This is a genomic window from Mesorhizobium sp. RIZ17, from assembly GCF_051127865.1.
Classification (GTDB): Bacteria; Pseudomonadota; Alphaproteobacteria; order Rhizobiales; family Rhizobiaceae; genus Mesorhizobium; species Mesorhizobium humile.
Window position 1 is genome coordinate 3,298,779 of record NZ_CP147861.1, and the last position, 19,036, is coordinate 3,317,814.

The following is a 19,036-nucleotide window of genomic DNA, read 5'->3' on the forward strand; positions in this document are numbered from 1 at the left end:
TCATTCCGGGATGGCGGATGGGGGTACTACCATCGCTCCCACTGAGATTTGGAACTGATACTGTATCTGCTCCACGGGGCCGGTCCCGTACTTGATGATCTTGTCCAGGATAAAGGCCAAACAGCCTTCGCCAGAACCCCGGTGGAGAAGCCATGAGTCACCTGAATGGGCTGGATTGTCGTGGTATTCCCGGACGCCTGCCATGCACAGGAATGGCGTATGTTCCGCACTGTTGGCCTGGAGGAAGTCCGATAGCGACAGAGCTTTCTGCTGCATGAGGACCGAAATCATATCCGGTGGGGTTCCGGGTAGATGCGGTCGTCTGAGCATACTTAGCAGTAAATCCTTGCGGGCAACCGGCCGGCGGGTAAAGGGGTCGACGAAGACTACCGACGGAGGTCGGAGGTCGTAATTGGAGAAGCCGATCTCGACAGCTGCACCGATTATCTGTGGCCTTATCTTGGGCGGTGCGAAGATGAAGAAGGCAGTAGGGAATCTCGCCTCGATCAGGAAACAACCCTGAGCCCGGTAAGCGCCCGCTTGTGCTTGGAACCAGCCGATCTGCCGATCGAATTTCGCTCGCGAGACCGCAGGGTCCACAGTCTGGATTTCAGGCACCTGCTACACCCGCCTTCAGGCTGAGGAACAGGGTCACAATGTTCGCGAAACCGAAATCGCCAACTTTTTTGTCCACGTCGAGCAGGTTGCCGGCCTCATCCTTGAATTCCCAATTCTCGGCCGGCTGGGCGACGTTCTGCGTGTTCTCAAGGGCTTTGGCACGAACGACGTGAAGCGGCTGGTTGGGATTGGCTTCGACCTGCGTGGGCTGGCCGTTCACCACCACCGTGATCTCGATCTTGCCTGGCCCGCCGCCGTGATCGCCCTTACCCGAATCCTTCGACATTTGTCCTACTCCTGTGGCTTGCCAACCGGCCCCAGGCGCTTGGGCCCACCTGCTAGTGAGACCGGCGATCTTCAATCGTCCACTCGGCGCCACGGGCCGCGAGTACGCAAAAGACAGGGGATAAGCTACCGAATCGGTGCTACCTTCTTTTATGCGTGACTTGAGCGGCAAGTAAACGGGCTGAAATTGCGCTTCACAACTATAATCGATTAGAGCAATACGAAAATATTGGCGATACACCTATTTCATGTGCTCTTTCACGCGCCTGCTCCACTGACAGCCCCCGTGCAAGTCCGCCGGCCGGTATGACTTCAGGTTCGATTGGGCGGGCGCTGTGACGGTTTGGCTGCGGCGGCTTCTAGCCGCTGCAATCTTGACGGAGGGTTTATCGAATAGGCAATCACGCGGAGCTTTAGAGTTGGTGATCCGAGCTCGGCCTATTCGAAAGGTGGCTCGGTAGCAGGTCGCCGTGACCAACTCCGGTACCGGGATAGTCGCGACGAGAAGACGGGACTGTCCGGATTGACGTGAGTGGCTGCACCGAACCGTCGTCCGGGTGTGCCCGAAGAGTGATGTTATCCAGCTAACTTGTTGCGGGTGGAAAGAGTAGAGTTAAGCGACTGATAATGCTTTATCATTCGTTGTGCTGATCCGACAGGCTGTGCGTTTTGGCGCGAAAATCATGGCGCAAAGCGCACCGGCACTTTACCCTTCAAATCATGATTCGCCTCGACCGTCCGCCGCTACGCCCGACCGGCTCGAGAAGATACTCGACCAGCTTGGCCTCCGTTGGGACGTCGAGGCGCTGGCCGCACTTAGTGAATACATGGATGGCCTGCCGCGCTCGGGGCGGCCGGCGCCGTTCGCCGCCGCGGCGATCGCCGCGCACGTCGTTGCCATGCGGGCCGATGCCGAGCTTCTTGCCTGGTGGCTGGCCGACCTGGTGCTGGCGCAAAACCTGCGCTGGCCGAGGCCGCTGCCGCTGCTGATGGCGCAAGCCTTTGGCCCGCCCTTCCGCGCCGAAGCCGGCGGCAAGCGCATCCGACCTGATGCCGGTGTCGCTGCATGCCGGGCCCATTTCAGTTTCAACTTTCTCTCACGCCCGGGATCGCAATAGCGCGTGCGCCTTCGGGTCGGTGCTCACGCTGCGTGGCGAGTGATCGAGAGCCGCGTGGCAAGATCGCGATAAAGTCCTAAAGATTGAAACCTTATTCTCAACATTATGCGTCCCCCGACGAATGTGCACGGCGGCTTCCGGCCGGCGACGTCGCATTTTTGAATTCTCTTCCATGCCCGCTAAATGCAAACCCAGGAGAACACTGAAATTTCGATGGTCGAAAGGCTGCTGGGGTTCTTGCATCAGTTGCCCTTGGCTCAATCCCCGACCCGACTTCGAAAAAAGTCCTCCTCAACTGGAGGATCTAAGGTGACTTGGCGTAACTCCGAATGTCTCACGGAAAGCGCGTGTAAAATGCGAAGCATTTTCAAACCCGACCTCGATGGCAATATCCAAAAGCGAAGTCCCGGTCTCTGCTAACAGATGGCGGGCCCGTTCAAGGCGCACGCGGCGGTATGCTGAAGCGGGCGAGGTCTTAATTGTCTTCATGAAAAGGCGCTCCAGTTGTCTGCGAGACAACCCGACCGCAGCCGACAATTCGGAGATAGAGAGCGTAGTCTCAATATTGCCTTCCATGACGATCAGGGCGGCCTGAATACGTGTATCGCTGCAGTCCACCGACAGCGGTTTGCGCGGCTGTATATGCCTCGGTGATCGGGCCCTATCGATTTGAAGGACCTCCAAAGCGTTCTTCTCTGCTCGAATACCTATGTGTCTTCTCACTATCGCAGCGGCCATGTCGGCGGTACTACTGCCCCCGGCACATGACCCTCTCATACGGTCAAGGTTGAAGATGCGGTCCGAGCGTACCAAATGGTCAGGAAACCGTTGTCGAAATTCTTTGTAATGTAGCCAACTTACGCAGGTACGATGCTGCCTCATCAATCCGGCATCGGCCAGAATGAAAGTCCCGGTACATACTCCGATCAATGTTACTTTCTTAGCTGCTGCCGCCTGAAGAAAGGCGACCGTCTGGCCGTCGATCGGTATATCTGCAGCCAACAAGCCTCCGACCACGACGATATAATCAAGATCACTTGGCTCCAAAAAATTGGACGTTGGCGCGACACGTACGCCGCAGCTTGAGGTGATCAAATTGCGGTTGCTGGCCAAGACCTCCCAGTCAGCCAGAACTCTCCCAGATCGATCAGCCTCGTCGCTTGCGAGGCGCAAAGTATCAATGAACATCGCAAACGCAGAAAGCGTAAAGGATTGGGCGAGGATAAAGCCGATTTTGAGTTGGCCACGTAGGCGAGGTGCATGAAATGTCATTCAAACCTCTGGAACAAGATGTTGACAATACGTGCTCGGTCTCAAACAGAGCTGCGTTTGCTATTGTAAGCTCACGAGGTCAGTGCGAGGCTGCGATCGTTTGTCTGTTCCAACAAGCTCCAGCAGTATTTGATTGCCAACTCAGTGGTAGGAATGACCAAGTCGTCCGAAGCGGAAAAAGTTGGCGTATGCAAGCCCGACTCGTGACCGGGTTCCCGACTACCAAACCAAAAGTATATTGCGGGCACGCTTGCAGAGTAGAACCCGAAGTCATCGCTTCCTTCAGCTGTTTTATCGTCCCGGAAACGGTCCTTGCCGATTGTGTCGTTAACCATTTGCCTGAATCTCTGCACAAGCTTAGAATCGTTGATTACTGGGGGTTCTCCAGTGCTGATCACACAATCGGCACGAGCTCTATGCACCGTCGCCACACCCAATGCGATGTCGTTCACACGCTGCACAAGAAGAGATCTTCGTTCCGCGCTCTTAGTCCGGATCGTACCCTCGAGCACAACTTGCGGGCAGATGATGTTACTTGCTTCACCTCCATGGATGGTGCCAACGGTGATTACTGCAGCATCGTCGGGCGGCATCTCGCGTGAAACCACTTTCTGCACCTCGTTAATGAACGCGGCCGCTATGGCTATCGAGTCCACACCTCTATACGGCGCCGCGCCGTGGCTCATCGTGCCGTTTATGGTCAACCGAAACTGGTCCGCCGACTTTGTAACCGCGCCTTCCCGGGCGCCATAGGTGCCTGAAGGAAGATCAGGGCTAACGTGAAATCCAACCGCATAATTAAAACCAGCAAGGAGCGCACCTTCGACGATGGAGCGGCCGCCAACCGGTTCAGCCTCTTCTGCGGGGTGAAAAAACACACGTATCTTCCCAGCAAAGTTGTCGCGCATACGGTGAAAAGCCAAGGCCGTACCCAATGCGATCGAGCCGTGGATATCGTGACCGCAGGCGTGCATCACGCCCGGGACTTGGGATTGATAGGGGAGATCAGCCCGCGCTTCATGTATCGGCAGAGCGTCGATGTCGCCGCGAACGGCAATTGAAGGCCCAGCCCCTACAGCCTTACCGAGAATATCGACATAAAGTCCGGTGTTATGGAAATGCCGGGCGCCCTCCACCCCGAAGCGCTCGAGCATCGCCAAGATTCGGCCCTGAGTTTTTCGCTCCTGATTGGAAAGCTCTGGTTCCCGATGCATGGCATGACGCAGTTCGAGAACCGCCTCACATTCCGCGCTAGTAAGGTAGGTGTTATCACACATGGTCGGAACCGTTCATGTTCTTAGCACAAAACTTAGTCTAACCGCCGTACGCCGCACAAATCGATCATCTTGCGACGGCTGACATCGCGAATTTTCTGTAGGCACCCCATATCCAGAATTATCCTACGCTGCGAAGGGCTCAAAATAGCTGAGAAACCCGCTTAAGGCACTCAATGAGCGGTAGCCGCCACGTTGTTGAAGAAGAGAGGTCATGTGCTAATCATGACCGGTCGTCACCAGAAGAATAAAGGTCGTCGATGGGGTATTCGCTGAACCGCTTGACGTTCTTGGTAACGATATAGGTATATACCTTGTCAATTCCGACATTCATTTCAATAAGGTTGTTGATGACAAGCTGATAATGGCTTATATCGCGGAATACAAACTTGATAACATAGTCAATATGACCGTTAACGCCATAGCATTCTACCGCTTCGCGACATCTGGCAATAGCGTTTTCAAATTGAAGTACACTGGCGGTGGTATGGTCCTTCATGGTAACTTCGACGATCATAACCAACGTTTTGAAAAGGCGATCGATGTCAATGTCCGCCAGGTAGCGCCGGACGATGCCAGCCTTTTCAAGTCGGCGAAGGCGTTCGAAACAAGGGCTGACCGACAATCCAACCAATTCAGACAGTTTAGCCTTTGTAATCCTGCCATTTTTTTGAATGGCTTGTAGGATCTTAATGTCGATTTTGTCCAGTTTCATTCAGCAGTCTCGTGTTGGGTATCCCTTTGGAAAAAGGCCTCAAATTGCTGGCTTAAAGGTTGATCACACAGGAGCCCTCTCAACCGCAAGTGCTTTCATGCTGCCGCACAAGGCTGGCGGGCTTCCGAAGGGAATGCGCCAAAGCAAAAGGCCGCCAGCGCGGCGCCGGGCAGCCTCTAGTAGTCTATCGGTTTCTGGCAGCTAGGCCAGCACCTAGTTGTGGGGCTAAACGACGAAGAGCTTACGTTCGGATTTTCCAAAGACCTCAGCGCCCGTCTCGGTCACCCGGAAAGACTCGCTCAGCGTCACGCCGAAATCCTCTTCCACCCAGGTGCCTAGCATCATGTGGAAGGTCATGTTCGGCTCCAAAACGGTCATGTCCGTGGGCTGAAGGCTGGCAGAAGGCTCCAGCCCCATACCGATCGAATAGCCGCATCGACTGTCTTTCGAGAACCCATGGCGATTGAGTGCACGATGATAGGCGTTGGCGACATCGGCGCAGGTAACGCCCGGTCGGACCGTGGACAGTCCCGCCTCCAATCCTTCATGCACCCCGTCATGCAGCCGACGAAGTTTTTCAGACGGAGGGCCTAAGCTAATCGTCCGCATGATCGAAGCACTATAGTGATGGCACAGGCCGACAATCTCGAAATTGAGTTGCATGCCATTTTCAACCGTGCCCAGGTACCAGTTGAAATGCGCTGTGCCGATACGAGGTCCTGAGGATATATTAGGGACTTTGATGGTTATCGTATCGATGTCTGGCAACCCTGACGCTAGCGCGTGTATGACATCACCGCCAATTTCGCATTCCCGACGACCCGGCCTGGTCGCCGAGATTGCCGCCAGAACACCGGCGTCCGCTATGCGTGCCGCGTCCCGCATGAGGGCTATTTCGGCATCCGATTTGACCAGGCGTTGGGAAAGGATCAAACCGGAAATATCGGCGAGCGTGCCAGCGCCAAGACGGCTTTCGTACTTACGATAAACTGCCCGGCTAAGAACGCCTTCCTCGAGGCCTAGCAAGCCAGTGTGAGCCCCCGTGTCTTCAAGCATGTCAAGCACGAAGTCGTGCCCGTTCCTTTCGGGGTTACCGACCAATGTCTCAGGATAGCCAATGATATTGTCTCGGGAGATTTGCGTCGTGTAAATGCCTAACGGGACATCCTGTTTGCGCAAGACCAGCTTTGGTTCGGTCCAGGCCGCATCCAGAATCACCATCTGTGGGAGGTATCCGGAACTGCCGATATATCCGCTTAAATAGGTCATTGAACTGCCGTCCGTTGTTAGGACGGTTTGTAGGCCGCGCTGTGACATGGTTGCCTTCAGCGCGGTCCATCGTGCCTCGTATTCGCTTCGCGCGAAAGGCTGTGCGCCTCTTTCGAGAGCCATAGTCATCTCCCTGTATGGAACTGGTGTCAGCGGGCTTCGAGAACGGCTCGGAGGAATTGGCGTGTGCGCTCCTCGCGCGGCTCATCAAAAATAGCTTTCGCTTCTCCGATCTCGTGTAACTGGCCTTGCCACAGGAAGGCCACGCGATCGGCAAAACTGCGGGCAAACTCCATCTGGTGGGTGACAAGCAACATTGTCAGCGTGCTTTCATCGGCGAGCTTCCGGAGCACATTTAACACTTCGCCGACAAGTTCTGGGTCTAGTGCGCTTGTGACCTCATCAAAAAGCATGATGTCGGGCTCCATAGCGAGTGATCTAGCTATGGCGACACGTTGCTGCTGGCCTCCCGAAAGGCGAGAAGGAAGCTCATCGGCCTTGGCACTAAGACCAACCATCTCAAGATAGCGACGCGCCCGCTCTGCGGCCTCATTGCGGGGCAATCCCAAGACTTTACGAGGCGCAACCGCAACATTTTCAGCGGCGGTCATGTGCGGGAAGAGATTGAACTGCTGAAAAACCATCCCAATGCGGCGCCTTTTGGCGCGAGCCGCGGCATTGTCCGAGCGTTGCCTGTCGTGCGGCCAAGAGCCATGGCTCAGCGTTTCCCCATTAACCTTTATCTCGCCACCGTCGATTGCCTCGAGTGTCATCAAGGTCCGGAGCAGCGTCGACTTACCGGAGCCGGATGGCCCGATAAGCGCTAATTTTTCTCCGTGCGGAACTGAAATAGAGACGTCGCGCAAGACGGTTACGGGTCCGTACCGTTTAACTACGTGAATGAATTCACATGCCGGGGCTTGTGGCGTGGAGGGCTCGGCCTTGACGGCTGAGAAGTCGGCGATGGCATTCATCGGATAATCCAGGAGCGCTCTAACAGCCGCGTGAGGCCGGCGGCGATAAGCGACATGAGCAAAAAGAGGATGCCTGCAAGCGTCATCGGCTCGGTATACCGATAGCTTTCGGTTCCGATCAGCTTCGCGGCGGTGAGGAGTTCGAAGACTGAGATGCTGGAGAGCAATGCAGCATCCTTAAATAACCCGATCAAGTAAGTACCGAGCGCGGGTATCATGGGAGGAATCGCCTGAGGAATAATCACCGTTTTCAGCGTTTCGAAAGGTGACATGCTAACTGCCCATGCCGCCTCGCGCTGCGTGGGATGAACCGCCAGCAACCCTGCACGGTATACCTCCGCAATATAACAGCTGTAGTAAACGCTGAGCGTCAAGACGCCGGCGCTGATCGGCTGCAAGGCGAACCCGAGCTTAGGCAAACCAAAGAAAACCAAGAACAATTGTACGAGCATTGGGGTGCCACGGATGAATTCGATGAAGCCCCCCGAGGCAATTGACAACGTTCGCGACGCACTTAGGCGTGCCAATGCCAGAGGAAGAGCGATCACAAGAGCGATCGCGAAACTTATCATCGACAGCTCAACGGTGAGGAGAGCGGCCGTCAGCAGGCGCGGCAAAATCTCAACGGTGTAGCTGAGTGAAAAAAAATCGGTCATCCTGCCAGTCCAAGGCGTCGTCGGGTGGAGCGTTCGAAGGCAAGCATAGAGTGCGATATGAGTTGGGACAATACGAAATATATCGCGGCCACGAGCAGAAAGATCCTGAATGGCTCAAACAACATAGCGTTCAGCTGAGTGCTTGCTGATGTCAATTCATAGATACCAATCATCGAAAAAACTGATGTTCCTTTTAGGATATCAATCATCGAGTTTGACCATGGTGGGATTAATCGCAACAAAGCTTGCGGCGTTAGTACCGTCGATATTGTCATCCAACGGGGCATTGAAAGGGCGTAGGCCGCCTCGCTTTGGCCGCGTGGAACAGCTTCGAATGCACCCCTTATGATGTCGGCCCCATAAGCGGCACCATTGATCGACAGGCCTACTACCCCCACCGTCATCGACGTCAACACTATTCCGAACTCTGGCAACACGAAGTAAAGCCAGAATAGCTGCACTACGAGGGAGGTTCCTCTGATGATTTCGACAAAGAAACGAACCGCATTACCGAGATAACGGTTGGGCGATATGAGGGCCAAACCGGCTGCGAACGCGAGAAGGGACGACAAAACCATGCAGATGAGTGATAGCTCAATTGTTGCCAGCGTCGCCCAGAACAATTCAGTCGTCACCCTCATTGTTAAGCACCCTTCTCGCGATCTGTCGAAACAGGAGTTATTCAGGCTTGGCGGCGCAAACGTCGCCAGCCGTCTTTAGAATGTCCTGCGTTTCTGCCGCAGATTTCGATCCGAATTTTTCCTGAATCTTCATGGCCTCGCCCGAGTCGACCAGTTTCTTAATCTGAACGTTGAGCTCTGAAACGAAGGCAGCATTTTTCTTCGCAAAGGGGAATCCTACGAAAGCGTACGCAAATTTCGGAGGATGAAAGCCTTTGAGCACCTCGAGCTCGGGCACCTGCTCAACCATATGTTCAGCGGCATCAGAGGTTTCGTTCAATGCCTGGACCTGACCGTTGAGCAAGGCCTGAATCATCGAGTTCTGGTCGGGCAGGGGTATCAAATGATCATCCGGAACGCCCGCCTTCAGCATATAGCCCTGTTCGGCCGAGCCAGCGTATACCGCAGCTTTCAGCTTGTCATCCTTGAAGGAGTTCCAATCCTTGATCCCGTCTGGATTGCCTTTTTTGATGACCAAAGTTGAAACGGCGACGGAATAGGGGATCGTAAAAGCGACTTCCTTACAACGCTCCGGCGTAATGTTCATGCCTGCGCCGACATCGAAGCGACCAGATTTCACGCCTGGCACGATCGAAGACCACTCTGTAACTGTCGGATTGAGCGTCTTAACGCCCATGCCCTCAAGCGCCTCAGCGAGTGTTTCTACGGAGTTTCCTGTGATTTTGCCGGCGCCGTCATAAAAATAGTACGGCTTGTCCACGATGATTGCGAAACTGAGCCCGTCGGCCTTGGCCTTGTCGGTGAAGTCGTCAGCTTTCGCGAGAGGGATTGCTCCCAATCCAACGCAAGATGCGATCGTGCTAATCAGCAGTCGGGATATTTTTTGCATATCGGTTCCCCATCGGTTCAGCACTTGTTAATAGATGTGCAGAGGCAATCATGGACATTCCGAGACCCATTCTCGTTCGAATTTTGGCCTCGTCACAGAGGTTTCTCCGCGATAAAGGCGAAAATGCAGAAAAATCGTCTGTGGCTCGGGGCAAGGGCATGGCAGTTGTCGATGTCGCAAAACATTTTTCTGTTTCGCAACGGCGCTGACGCGACCTATGCGGCTCTCGAACGGCAATCACGACATGGTATCGCAGCGGGAATTAAAAACAGGAAGCCTAGAAAGCGGGCTACCATCTCAGCGCGCTCGTAGATTTCGCGACGACCGCCGTTCCACGCACGTCGACCGCCCTGGCCCGCAAAGGCGTAGGGCGGACTCAGTGTATTGCCGCCTCTTGAAAGCAACCAGCAGTCGCGGCCAACCAGCCGATGAACCTGCACTTCGAAGGGCTGCGGCAAGTCCCTGGGCAGCGGCGGGAGTGCTGCCTCCTAGAGCTGCCAAAGATGGATGTCGCTGGTCACAGAGCAGGATACGAATGATCCAGAATCCGCCACTCGGTGGCGTGGTGCAGGTCGGCGAACTCGCAAAGCGCTACAGGGCCGCCGTCTGTTGGTCGACCAGGCGCATTGCGAAGGTCCCCGCGAGCCCCGCACAACCGAACCGGGTGCTCGCACCCAGTGACGAACATAGCGCGCGCCGCTAAGGCACCATGCAGAGTGCAAGTACCGGCCTCCCCAACTTTTATTAACGCTAAGGGAGACGATAGAGGGGCCGGCCAGTTGCAACCCCAAAGAGGTTGGTAGGGGATTGTCGGACGTAATACTAAGTAGCACGGTGCTTGCCGAATGCGAATCGCGATACCTATTTGGTTGGCGAAGGGCAGCCGACCTGCCTACTGTAGACTTGCTTAATGCGGAAGGAGTCCGGGATATTGGACCGAATGGCGCGCTATATCGCCGCTGACTCGGCCTCTTGAAATACTGCGAGGCAGTTGTCAACGTCAATACGTTTGGTATCGAACGATGTAACGAACCTTAACACATTCCCTTGGTCTCTAGACCAGATACCGTATTGAACTCCTGATCGCTCTAGAAGACTCATAGTACACGCGTCCACCTCGACAAATACTTCGTTGGCTTCTGTAGCATGAACGACCTTCACACCGGCCCTGCCTGAAAGACCTGTTGAAAGCCGGGCTGCCATCGCGTTTGCGTGTTCCGAGTTCCTAAGCCAGAGGTCGTTGCGAAGATAAGCAGCCCATTGTGCGGAAATAAAACGCGATTTGGAGGCAAGATGACCAGCGCGCTTGATCCGGTATGCCAGGTCACCTGCTAGAGTTCCGTCGAACACTACTATTGACTCCGCCGAAAAGGCCCCGTTTTTCGTTCCACCGAAACAAAGGAGATCGACGCCAGCCTTCCACGTTAGCTCTGCGGGCGTTACACCCAGAAAGGTGAGCGCGTTCGCAAAGCGAGCCCCGTCCATATGTAAGCGCAGGCCGAACTTTTTGCATACTTCGCTGATTTCCTCGATTTTGTCGGGGCGGTAGACGGTTCCAACCTCTGTCGCCTGGGAGATACTCACGGTGGTAGGTTTCGAATGGTGGACGCCGCTTTGGAGCGCCCTTTCAACTGTCTTGTCGAGCATAGTCGCTTCCAACCGTCCGTCTGTGCCTCTTAAGCCAATCAACTTTGCTCCACCCGTAAAAAACTCTGGCGCCGCACATTCATCATAATACACATGCGCCTGATCGCTGCAGAAGATGCCGCCGTACGGAGGCGTCAGGCAAGCCAGCGCCAATGCGTTTGCTGCAGTCCCAGTTAAAACAGGGAAAAACCGCAAGTTACACTCGAAGATTGCTCTGAGCGTGTCTTCGACCTCTCTAGTTTGATCGTCCTCACTGTAGGAAGAGCCGCTACCGCGGTTCGCCAGTATGATCTCATCGATAATTGCGTGAGAGATACCCGCGATATTATCGCTCCGAAAATCCATCTTCCACCTACCGATATGTTTACCAAAGGTCGCAGCGGTTGCCTCCATAGCGCCCGTCGCTGAACTTCGCTTCTCTAAAATCTGCGAACTGCAATTGGAACTCAACAAGCAGTTGGCGTTGACAGTCGCAAACCGATGGGCTGCAGACATTCTGCATTGGACCCTAAATTTAGTGGCTTTTTCGGATATCGAGGGCTCCAACAGGCAGAGTTTTCGCGAGAACAGGTGAAACTTCGTGCTGCGTGCCCACCGAAAAGTCGAATGAACTCGTTTGGATGGATCGTAAACGGGCAGCACGGTCTGGCGGAACGTGTCGCCGTTGGGACAGGCTATGCGTAAATATAAAATCGAGCCCAGCCGTTACCTTCAGTTACACGCATTAGGAGAATGTGGTGGCAAATGCCGACAGACAAATTCAACATCTGGTTGAAGAAACCTCATTTATAGATACGCACGAGCACTTGATCGAGGAAAGCCAGCGTCTTAGTGGAGATCTTAGTCAGCACCTGCCTTGCGACGATTGGTCGTATCTATTCACAGACTACGTCGTCGACGACCTGATTGTTGCGGGAATGCCACTTGCCAAACTCAGAGACTTTCTCAGCCCGACCCTTGCCGGTACGGCAAAATTCCAACTTGTCGCGCCATATTGGGACCGGATACGGCATACTGGTTATGCACAGTCTCTACGGCACACGTTCCGCGGACTATATGAGGAGGATGACCTAACTGCCGAAAGCGAGCCGAGGATTGCGGCAAAATACTATGAAACGCGCCAGCCTGGGTTTTATTCGGCCGTGCTCCGACGTGCGAACATCGAAAGCTGTCATGTCAACTCGGTGAGCCGAATTTTTATGCTTACAGAGCAACCGAATCTTCTAAAACAGGATATCAGCATCCTCAATTTTTCCCGCTGCAGCCCGGCCGATGTAGCTCGTATCCATGCCGAGACAGGGAAGGAGCCCAGTACGCTCCAGGGTTGGCTCGACATCATCGATTATTATTTTTCAACATTTGGCGGCAGAGCAGTCGCCGTGAAGTGCCAAATCGCCTACTCGCGCACGCTGAATTTCGCTCCCGTGGCCGAGGATTATGCGGCGCAGGTGTTTTCAAAGCACGTTGGGGTTAAAAGTGGGCATCCTGCCGACCAAGAAGAAGTCAATTCACTGCAAAGCTTCTTATTTCGATACTGTGTGGATAAGGCAACGCAATACAGTCTGCCGGTGAAACTGCACACGGGCTACCTCGCAGGTCACTCTTGGATGCAACTCGGTCGCGTGCGCAATAACGGTTCAGACGTTGCGCGGCTAGTGCGCGAATTTCCGAACGCGCGATTCGTATTGATGCATATTGGATATCCTTACAGTGATGAGTACATCGCTCTCGCAAAGCATTATCCGAATATTGCCATCGATATGTGTTGGGCTTGGATTCTGAGTCCGATGGCAAGCGTTCGCTTCCTTAAGGAATTTCTGCTCGCGGTGCCAACCAGCAAGATTTTTACGTTCGGTGGAGACTGTGTTGCTGTGGAATCCGTGTATGGGCATTCTTGCGTAGCCCGACGAGGAATTTCGAGAGTTATTTCTGAACTAGTAGATGAGGGCTGGATTGGCCGCGATGACGCGCCTGCACTCATCAAAAGGATCATGCGCGGCAATGCGCTCAGTTATTTCCCTAACGTTTAGGCTGATTTGACCGTGGGTCCGCACCTCTCTCCCTTTGACCCTGGCCATGCACCATGACGCTATGCGGCAGTACGAATGAAGGTGGCCAATGAGGCTCGACTATACCAGCAGGATCGCCGCATTTCGGCGCGCGATGACCACGGCCTCCATCGACTTGGCTGCCATTGGACCGAGTTCCCACATGGATTGGTTGATCGGCTTCCACCCTCACTCTGACGAGCGGCTATGCTTACTGCTGATTGGCCCAGCTACGGAGACCCTGGTCTTAGGAGCGCTCAATGCTGACGGCACCCGCACGCGCACTGACGTTGCCTTCCACGTTTGGGAGGACGACATCGGACCCACCAAAACCTTGGTCGAGGCGATCTCGTTTGTAGGCTCAGCTAATGCGAAGCAAATCGTGCTTGACGAAACCATGCGTGCGGATTTCGCCTTGCTGGTAATAGATGCGTTGCCTTCCGCGAGAACTTCATTGGTCAATGAGGCTCTAGGTTTTCTGAGGATGCGGAAGGATAGCGCGGAACGACTTCTCCTGAAGGCTAACGCGACTATCGCGGACCGCGCGATGAGTACAGCTTATGCCGCGATCTGCCCCGGAATGAGTGAGAAAGGGCTTGCCTCGGTCATTCAAGCGCAGCTTGCGAAGGATGGAGCATCCCTTGAATTTTGCATTGTGGCCTCCGGCGCTAACGGCGCAATTCCGTACCATGAGACGGGGACTCGCCAATTCAAGGAGGGTGACGCGGTGCTGATCGACTTCGGAGGCCGCTATCAAGGCTTTCTAAGCGACATTTCACGGATGGCAGTTGTCGGTTACCCCCCCCAAGCCTATGACCGTATCCACTGCTTGGTCGAAAGTGCTGTTAAGGCGGGACTCCAGGCGGCCCGGCCGGGTGTCTTTGCGCGCGATGTGGATGCAGCCGTACGGGGCGTAATTGCAGAGGCGGGGTACGGCGAATTCTTCACCCATAGGACAGGTCACGGGCTCGGCATTGACCTGCACGAACCACCCTACATTACAGGGACGTCAGACACCCTCCTTCAGGAAGGGATGGTCTTTTCGATCGAACCTGGCGTGTATTTGCCCGGCCGATTTGGCGTGAGGCTTGAAGAGATCGTGATCCTGCACGCCGACGGTGCCGAGGTCCTGTCGGCTCTTCCTCGGCGGGTCCATGTTTCGTCGCACCCCATCATACGAAATCAAGGATAGAAAGCATGACCTTAACGGAACACCATCAGCCCAGCACACTCATAACCGGCGTGGGCGGCAGTATTGGAACAGCGATCATAGCCTCTCTGCAAACGGCCGGGAGATCCGTGATCACCTTGAGTCAGATCGGAATGTCGAAAGGGGACTTGGAAGCCGACTTCCAGGACGACGGATCTTTGGTGGATGCCGTAAACAGAATTACGCTTCCTCTCAACGGGGTGGTCCTTGCCCACGGCATGCTGCAACCCGGCCCCCTCAATCGTGTTTCACCATCGGAGTGGCGGAGTCATCTTAACGTCAATCTCAATAGTATTTATGCGATTCTCCACACCGTCGTCCCCAAACTTAAAGCGGAAGCTAGTATCGTCGTCATTTCCTCGACTGCGGGCCTCGATCACAGCCCGGTCGGCGGGCCTCATTACACGGTCAGCAAATGGGCTCTTAATGGTCTTGTGCGCCACTTGGCTTCGGAGCTTGGACCATTATCCATCAGGATAAACTCTGTTTGCCCGGGTTGGATCGACAATCCTATGGGGCGTGCTTTCCTGGCCGATGCTGACATTCAGGCGGGTATTTCGGAAATTCCCCTTAGGAGGCCAGGATCTGCCGACGAAGTGGCTTCGGTCGTCAAGTTTCTGCTTGGATCGGAGTCGAGCTACATGACAGGCGCTCTCGTTCCGGTGTCGGGCGGTTATAGGTACTAACATGGCCGCTCAACCGGCCGTAACACTCCCGCATCCGCGCCCTCACTCAGAAATTGGTGGTTCGACATCCAGGGCTCAAGGGGAATGCCGTAACTTCTATCAATGATGCTAGTAGCCATGGCGCCGCCGCCGCGTATTTACGTCGAGCGTAGGAGCGAGCGGAAACCACTCTGCCGCCAAACGTTCTGCATAGAGCTCAATTTCGATGCAGATTTTCTTATAACCGCCCACCAAACGGGCGGAGTTTCGGTCGCTTTAGCAGAACCTCTTCCACGACTGCCACCAATCAACCCAGAGACGGGCAGCAGCATCTGTATGGGGAACGAATGTCAAAAACCGCAGTTGGTTACGAAGCTTTAGCCGCCGGGCTCGTACTTCCGTCCAATGCCCTGATTGATGGTAAACTAGTCCGTGCCAAGTCCGGCCGTACGTTCGAAACAGTCAATCCCGCAACCGAGACGACGATCGCCGTGGTCACCAGTTGTGACGCAGCCGATGTCGATCATGCCGTTGTGGCCGCCCGAAAAGCATTTGAAAGTGGTATCTGGAGCAGGGCGGGCATTGCCAAACGCAAGGATGTTCTCCTCAAACTGGCCGGTTTGGTCCGTAAACATGCGGAACAAATCGCCGTCCTCGAGTCGTTGGATACCGGGAAGCCGATCACGGATTGCCTTAATGAAATCGGAAACGAGGTTCCCAAGTTTTTCCAATGGTATGCCGAGTTGCTCGACAAGAGTTTTGGCAAAATTGCCCCCACTGAGAATGATGTTCTCGCTTTGATCGTTGAAGAACCGATCGGTGTTGTCGGGCTGGTGCTCCCCTGGAACTTCCCGCTCCTCATAACGGCTTGGAAGGTGGCCCCGGCGTTGGCATCGGGGTGCTCCGTTGTTTTGAAACCGGCCGAGCAATCGCCTCTAACATCGATTAGGCTCGCTGAACTGGCTCTTGAGGCCGGATTGCCCGATGGCGTGTTCAACGTCATTCCCGGAACGGGCGAAATCGCTGGCAAAGCTCTCGGCCTCCACGGGGACGTCGATGCGGTATCCTTCACTGGTTCATCAGAGGTGGGTGCCTTATTCCTCAGGTACGCATCCGACAGCAATCTGAAGCGTGTAGCCCTGGAAATGGGTGGCAAAAGTCCCATGATCATCTTGTCGGACGCGGATATTACCGACGATCTGATCAATCATGCCGCTTTGGCCGCTTACTGGAACGCCGGTCAGAACTGTTCGGCAAACATGCGCCAACTCGTAGATATCTCTAGAAAAGACGAGTTCATCGAGAAACTTTTAGTCAAAATCCGTTCCCTCAAAATTGGGAATCCGCTCGACCCATCGACGGAAGTCGGGCCGATGATCACGGAAATCCATAGAGACCGCGTTCAAAATTTCATCAAGATTGGCCGGGACGAAGGGGCAACGACCATACAGAGCGCCGATGTCCCATCCAAGGGCTTTTATGTCCCGCCAGTCCTTTTTACCAACGTCACGCCTGACATGACGATTGCGCGCGAGGAGATCTTCGGCCCAGTCCTTGGTGTCATCGCCACCTCAAGCCCTGAAGAGGCTTTGCGCATTGCGCGCGACACCAAATATGGGTTGCATGCCTCAATATTCACCAAAGACTTTGCGAAAGGCTATGCCTTGGCTCGCCGTATCCCGTGTGGAACGGTTTCGATAAACTCGTTTTCAGAAGGCGACGTCACTACGCCCTTTGGTGGCTACAAGCTGTCCGGTTCCGCTGCCCGGGACAAAGGACTCGAAGCCATGCAGCAATATCAGCAGACGAAGACCATCTGGTCGGCCGTTGACCTGCCACGGGTAATTTCCTCCATCTGAGATTAGAGTCCGGCCTCGATTGAAGGACGGACTGATGAAGAGAAAGCGGTTTACGGAAGAGCAGATCATCGCGGTTCTGCGTGAGCATGAGGCGGGGGCAAAGGCGGGCGACCTGGCGCGCAAGCATGGGATCTCCGAGGCGACGCTGTATAACTGGAAGGCGAAGTATGGCGGGATGGACGTCTCCGATGCCAAACGGCTGAAAGCCTTGGAAGACGAGAACGCGAAGCTGAAGAAGCTGCTCGCCGACCAGATGCTCGAAGCGTCGGCACTGCGCGAGCTTCTTTCAAAAAAATGGTAGGGCCCGCCGCCAAGCGCGAAGCCGTCGCGCATCTGCAGGCCACGATGGGCTTGTCGGAGCGGCGGGCCTGTTCCTTTGTGGGCGCTGATCGCGAGATGATCCGCTACCAGTCTCGCCGACCGCCAGAGACGGAGCTGCGTGGTCGGCTGCGCGACCTCGCGAACGAGCGCCGACGCTTCGGCTACCGGCGGCTGTTCATCCTACTCAGGCGCGAGGGCGAGGCATCTGGGGTCAACCGTATCTACCGTCTCTATCGCGAGGAAGGTCTGACGGTGCGCAAGCGCCGGGCCAGACGGCGAGCCGTCGGCACGCGGGCGCCGATCCTGGTCGAGGCAAAGCCGAATGCGCGCTGGTCGCTGGATTTCGTGCATGACCATTCGCCTGCGGCCGGCGCTTCCGTGTGCTCAACATCGTCGACGACGTGACGCGCGAATGCCTGGCGGCGATCCCGGACACGTCGATCTCCGGCCGCCGGGTTGCTCGCGAGCTGACGGAACTGATCGCCCAGCGCGGCAAGCCCGGCATGATCGTCTCCGACCACGGCACCGAGTTCACCTCGAACGCCATCCTTGCATTGTCGAAGGATCACGATGATCGGATGGCACTACATCGCGCCGGGCAAGCCGATGCAGAACGGTTATGTCGAATCCTTCAACGGTCGCATGCGCGACGAGCTCTTGAACGAGAGCTGTTCTTCGGCCTCGACCACGCCCGCAGCGCCATCGCCGAATGGCGGGAGGACTTCAACACCGCGAGGCCGCATTCCTCGGTCGGCTACCAGACCCCGGCGGCCTATGCCGAGGTCATCACCGCAACCGGCTCCGACGCTGTGCTGATGGAAGGCTCCGCGTCTTCGCCGGTTGCTCAACCCGCGCCCCACGGCACTTTCCGGCATGGCAAACGCGTTCCGGGAACTGGAGACGCAGCCGGAGGCAAGAGCCCTCCAGCATGGCGAATGGCTTGCTCTCCTACTCGAACGGGAGGCGACAACGCGCCGTCAGAAGCGCTTCGAGGCCAGAGCCCGTGCCGCCAGATTACGTCATGACGCCCAGATCGAGAACGCCGACTTCCGCGCAACTCGCGGACTCGATCGCAATCTCTTCATGAAGCTGACGACATGCGACTGGATCAGACAGCGCCATAGCTTGCTCCTGATCGGACCGGCTGGGGTCGGAAAGAGCTGGCTGGCCTGCGCGCTCGGCCACAAGGCATGCCGCGAGGATCTTTCGGTCGCATACCACCGTGTACCGCGCCTCTTCGCGACGCTCGCCCTTGCCCGCGGTGACGGCCGTTACGCGAAGTTGCTCAAGAGCCTGGCCAAAACGGACTTGCTTATTTTAGACGATTGGGGGCCGGAGAAGCTCAACGACGAACAACGCCGCGATCTCCTGGAAATCGTCGAGGATCGCTACGAGAAGCGTTCCACAATCGCGCAACTCCCGCTTGACCGAAAACGAGTTCGTCGACAAATATCGAAAAGACCCAGAGGCGCTCTAAGCTGTCCGGCTTCGCCTCGGAATCGTGTCCGGTATTCTATCGGAATAGGTGGAGTGCACCCCCAGATTGAGACAAGGAAAATCGCGGACACCTCCCGT

The 19,036-nt window shown here is 55.5% G+C and carries 16 protein-coding genes and 2 pseudogenes; 7 read left to right on the forward strand and 11 right to left on the reverse strand.

The genetic code is table 11. The features are described 5' to 3' along the window. Together WDX12_RS15830 and WDX12_RS15835 are read right to left on the reverse strand one after the other, a co-directional pair. On the reverse strand, positions 1-618 hold the full coding sequence (locus tag WDX12_RS15830) for a putative metal-binding protein (RefSeq protein WP_434725483.1): 618 nt from the start codon (positions 616-618) through the stop codon (positions 1-3). Beyond that, positions 611-904 carry a DUF2604 domain-containing protein gene (locus tag WDX12_RS15835; RefSeq protein ID WP_027033387.1) on the reverse strand — a complete coding sequence of 98 codons (294 nt, stop codon included), beginning with the start codon at positions 902-904 and terminating at the stop codon, positions 611-613. The genes WDX12_RS15830 and WDX12_RS15835 overlap by 8 nt, the downstream gene beginning before the upstream one ends. A gap of 682 nt (positions 905-1,586) precedes the next feature. On the opposite strand from WDX12_RS15835, the gene WDX12_RS15840 reads away from it, so the two are divergent. After that, on the forward strand, positions 1,587-2,021 hold the full coding sequence (locus WDX12_RS15840) for a DUF1403 family protein (protein ID WP_434725484.1): 435 nt from the start codon (positions 1,587-1,589) through the stop codon (positions 2,019-2,021). Positions 2,022-2,312: 291 nt separating this feature from the next. Here WDX12_RS15840 and WDX12_RS15845 read toward each other — a convergent pair whose 3' ends face one another. The 9 genes from WDX12_RS15845 to WDX12_RS15885 all read right to left on the reverse strand — a co-directional run bounded on the left by WDX12_RS15845 (position 2,313) and on the right by WDX12_RS15885 (position 11,853). After that, positions 2,313-3,293, reverse strand: a complete 981-nt coding sequence (locus WDX12_RS15845; RefSeq protein WP_434725485.1) for a GlxA family transcriptional regulator — start codon at positions 3,291-3,293, stop codon at positions 2,313-2,315. A 71-nt stretch (positions 3,294-3,364) separates the two neighbouring features. Further along, the gene (locus WDX12_RS15850; protein WP_434725486.1) at positions 3,365-4,570 is read right to left on the reverse strand and encodes a M20 family metallopeptidase; all 1,206 of its coding nucleotides are present in this window, start codon (positions 4,568-4,570) and stop codon (positions 3,365-3,367) included. A 220-nt stretch (positions 4,571-4,790) separates the two neighbouring features. Beyond that, the gene (locus WDX12_RS15855; RefSeq protein WP_434725487.1) at positions 4,791-5,282 is read right to left on the reverse strand and encodes an Lrp/AsnC family transcriptional regulator; all 492 of its coding nucleotides are present in this window, start codon (positions 5,280-5,282) and stop codon (positions 4,791-4,793) included. A 225-nt stretch (positions 5,283-5,507) separates the two neighbouring features. Continuing rightward, the gene (locus tag WDX12_RS15860) at positions 5,508-6,674 is read right to left on the reverse strand and encodes a M24 family metallopeptidase (protein ID WP_434725488.1); all 1,167 of its coding nucleotides are present in this window, start codon (positions 6,672-6,674) and stop codon (positions 5,508-5,510) included. A 26-nt stretch (positions 6,675-6,700) separates the two neighbouring features. Beyond that, positions 6,701-7,525, reverse strand: coding sequence for an ectoine/hydroxyectoine ABC transporter ATP-binding protein EhuA (gene ehuA / locus WDX12_RS15865; RefSeq protein ID WP_434725489.1), 825 nt, complete (start codon positions 7,523-7,525; stop codon positions 6,701-6,703). Beyond that, positions 7,522-8,181, reverse strand: coding sequence for an ectoine/hydroxyectoine ABC transporter permease subunit EhuD (gene ehuD / locus WDX12_RS15870; protein WP_434725490.1), 660 nt, complete (start codon positions 8,179-8,181; stop codon positions 7,522-7,524). The genes ehuA and ehuD overlap by 4 nt, the downstream gene beginning before the upstream one ends. After that, positions 8,178-8,822 carry an amino acid ABC transporter permease gene (locus tag WDX12_RS15875; protein WP_434725491.1) on the reverse strand — a complete coding sequence of 215 codons (645 nt, stop codon included), beginning with the start codon at positions 8,820-8,822 and terminating at the stop codon, positions 8,178-8,180. The genes ehuD and WDX12_RS15875 overlap by 4 nt, the downstream gene beginning before the upstream one ends. A 37-nt stretch (positions 8,823-8,859) precedes the next feature. After that, positions 8,860-9,711, reverse strand: coding sequence for a transporter substrate-binding domain-containing protein (locus WDX12_RS15880; protein ID WP_434725492.1), 852 nt, complete (start codon positions 9,709-9,711; stop codon positions 8,860-8,862). A gap of 948 nt (positions 9,712-10,659) precedes the next feature. Further along, on the reverse strand, positions 10,660-11,853 hold the full coding sequence (locus tag WDX12_RS15885) for a threonine aldolase family protein (RefSeq protein WP_434725493.1): 1,194 nt from the start codon (positions 11,851-11,853) through the stop codon (positions 10,660-10,662). A gap of 242 nt (positions 11,854-12,095) precedes the next feature. Between WDX12_RS15885 and WDX12_RS15890 the strand changes: the two genes are divergently transcribed. The 6 genes and pseudogenes from WDX12_RS15890 to WDX12_RS15915 all read left to right on the forward strand — a co-directional run. Beyond that, positions 12,096-13,388, forward strand: coding sequence for an amidohydrolase family protein (locus tag WDX12_RS15890; RefSeq protein ID WP_434725494.1), 1,293 nt, complete (start codon positions 12,096-12,098; stop codon positions 13,386-13,388). A gap of 88 nt (positions 13,389-13,476) precedes the next feature. Continuing rightward, the gene (locus tag WDX12_RS15895) at positions 13,477-14,598 is read left to right on the forward strand and encodes a M24 family metallopeptidase (protein ID WP_434725495.1); all 1,122 of its coding nucleotides are present in this window, start codon (positions 13,477-13,479) and stop codon (positions 14,596-14,598) included. Between the two features lie 5 nt (positions 14,599-14,603). Beyond that, positions 14,604-15,302: an SDR family NAD(P)-dependent oxidoreductase gene (locus tag WDX12_RS15900; RefSeq protein WP_434725496.1), complete on the forward strand. Its 699-nt coding sequence runs from the start codon at positions 14,604-14,606 to the stop codon at positions 15,300-15,302. Between the two features lie 326 nt (positions 15,303-15,628). Continuing rightward, complete coding sequence (locus WDX12_RS15905; protein WP_434725497.1) at positions 15,629-17,140, forward strand: aldehyde dehydrogenase; 1,512 nt, start codon at positions 15,629-15,631, stop codon at positions 17,138-17,140. 34 nt (positions 17,141-17,174) lie between these two features. Continuing rightward, a pseudogene (locus WDX12_RS15910) lies at positions 17,175-18,360 on the forward strand (IS3 family transposase); the annotation flags it as partial. Continuing rightward, positions 18,335-18,892 (forward strand): annotated as a pseudogene (locus tag WDX12_RS15915) (ATP-binding protein); the annotation flags it as partial. The pseudogenes WDX12_RS15910 and WDX12_RS15915, both read left to right, overlap by 26 nt. Between the last annotated feature and the right edge of the window lie 144 nt (positions 18,893-19,036).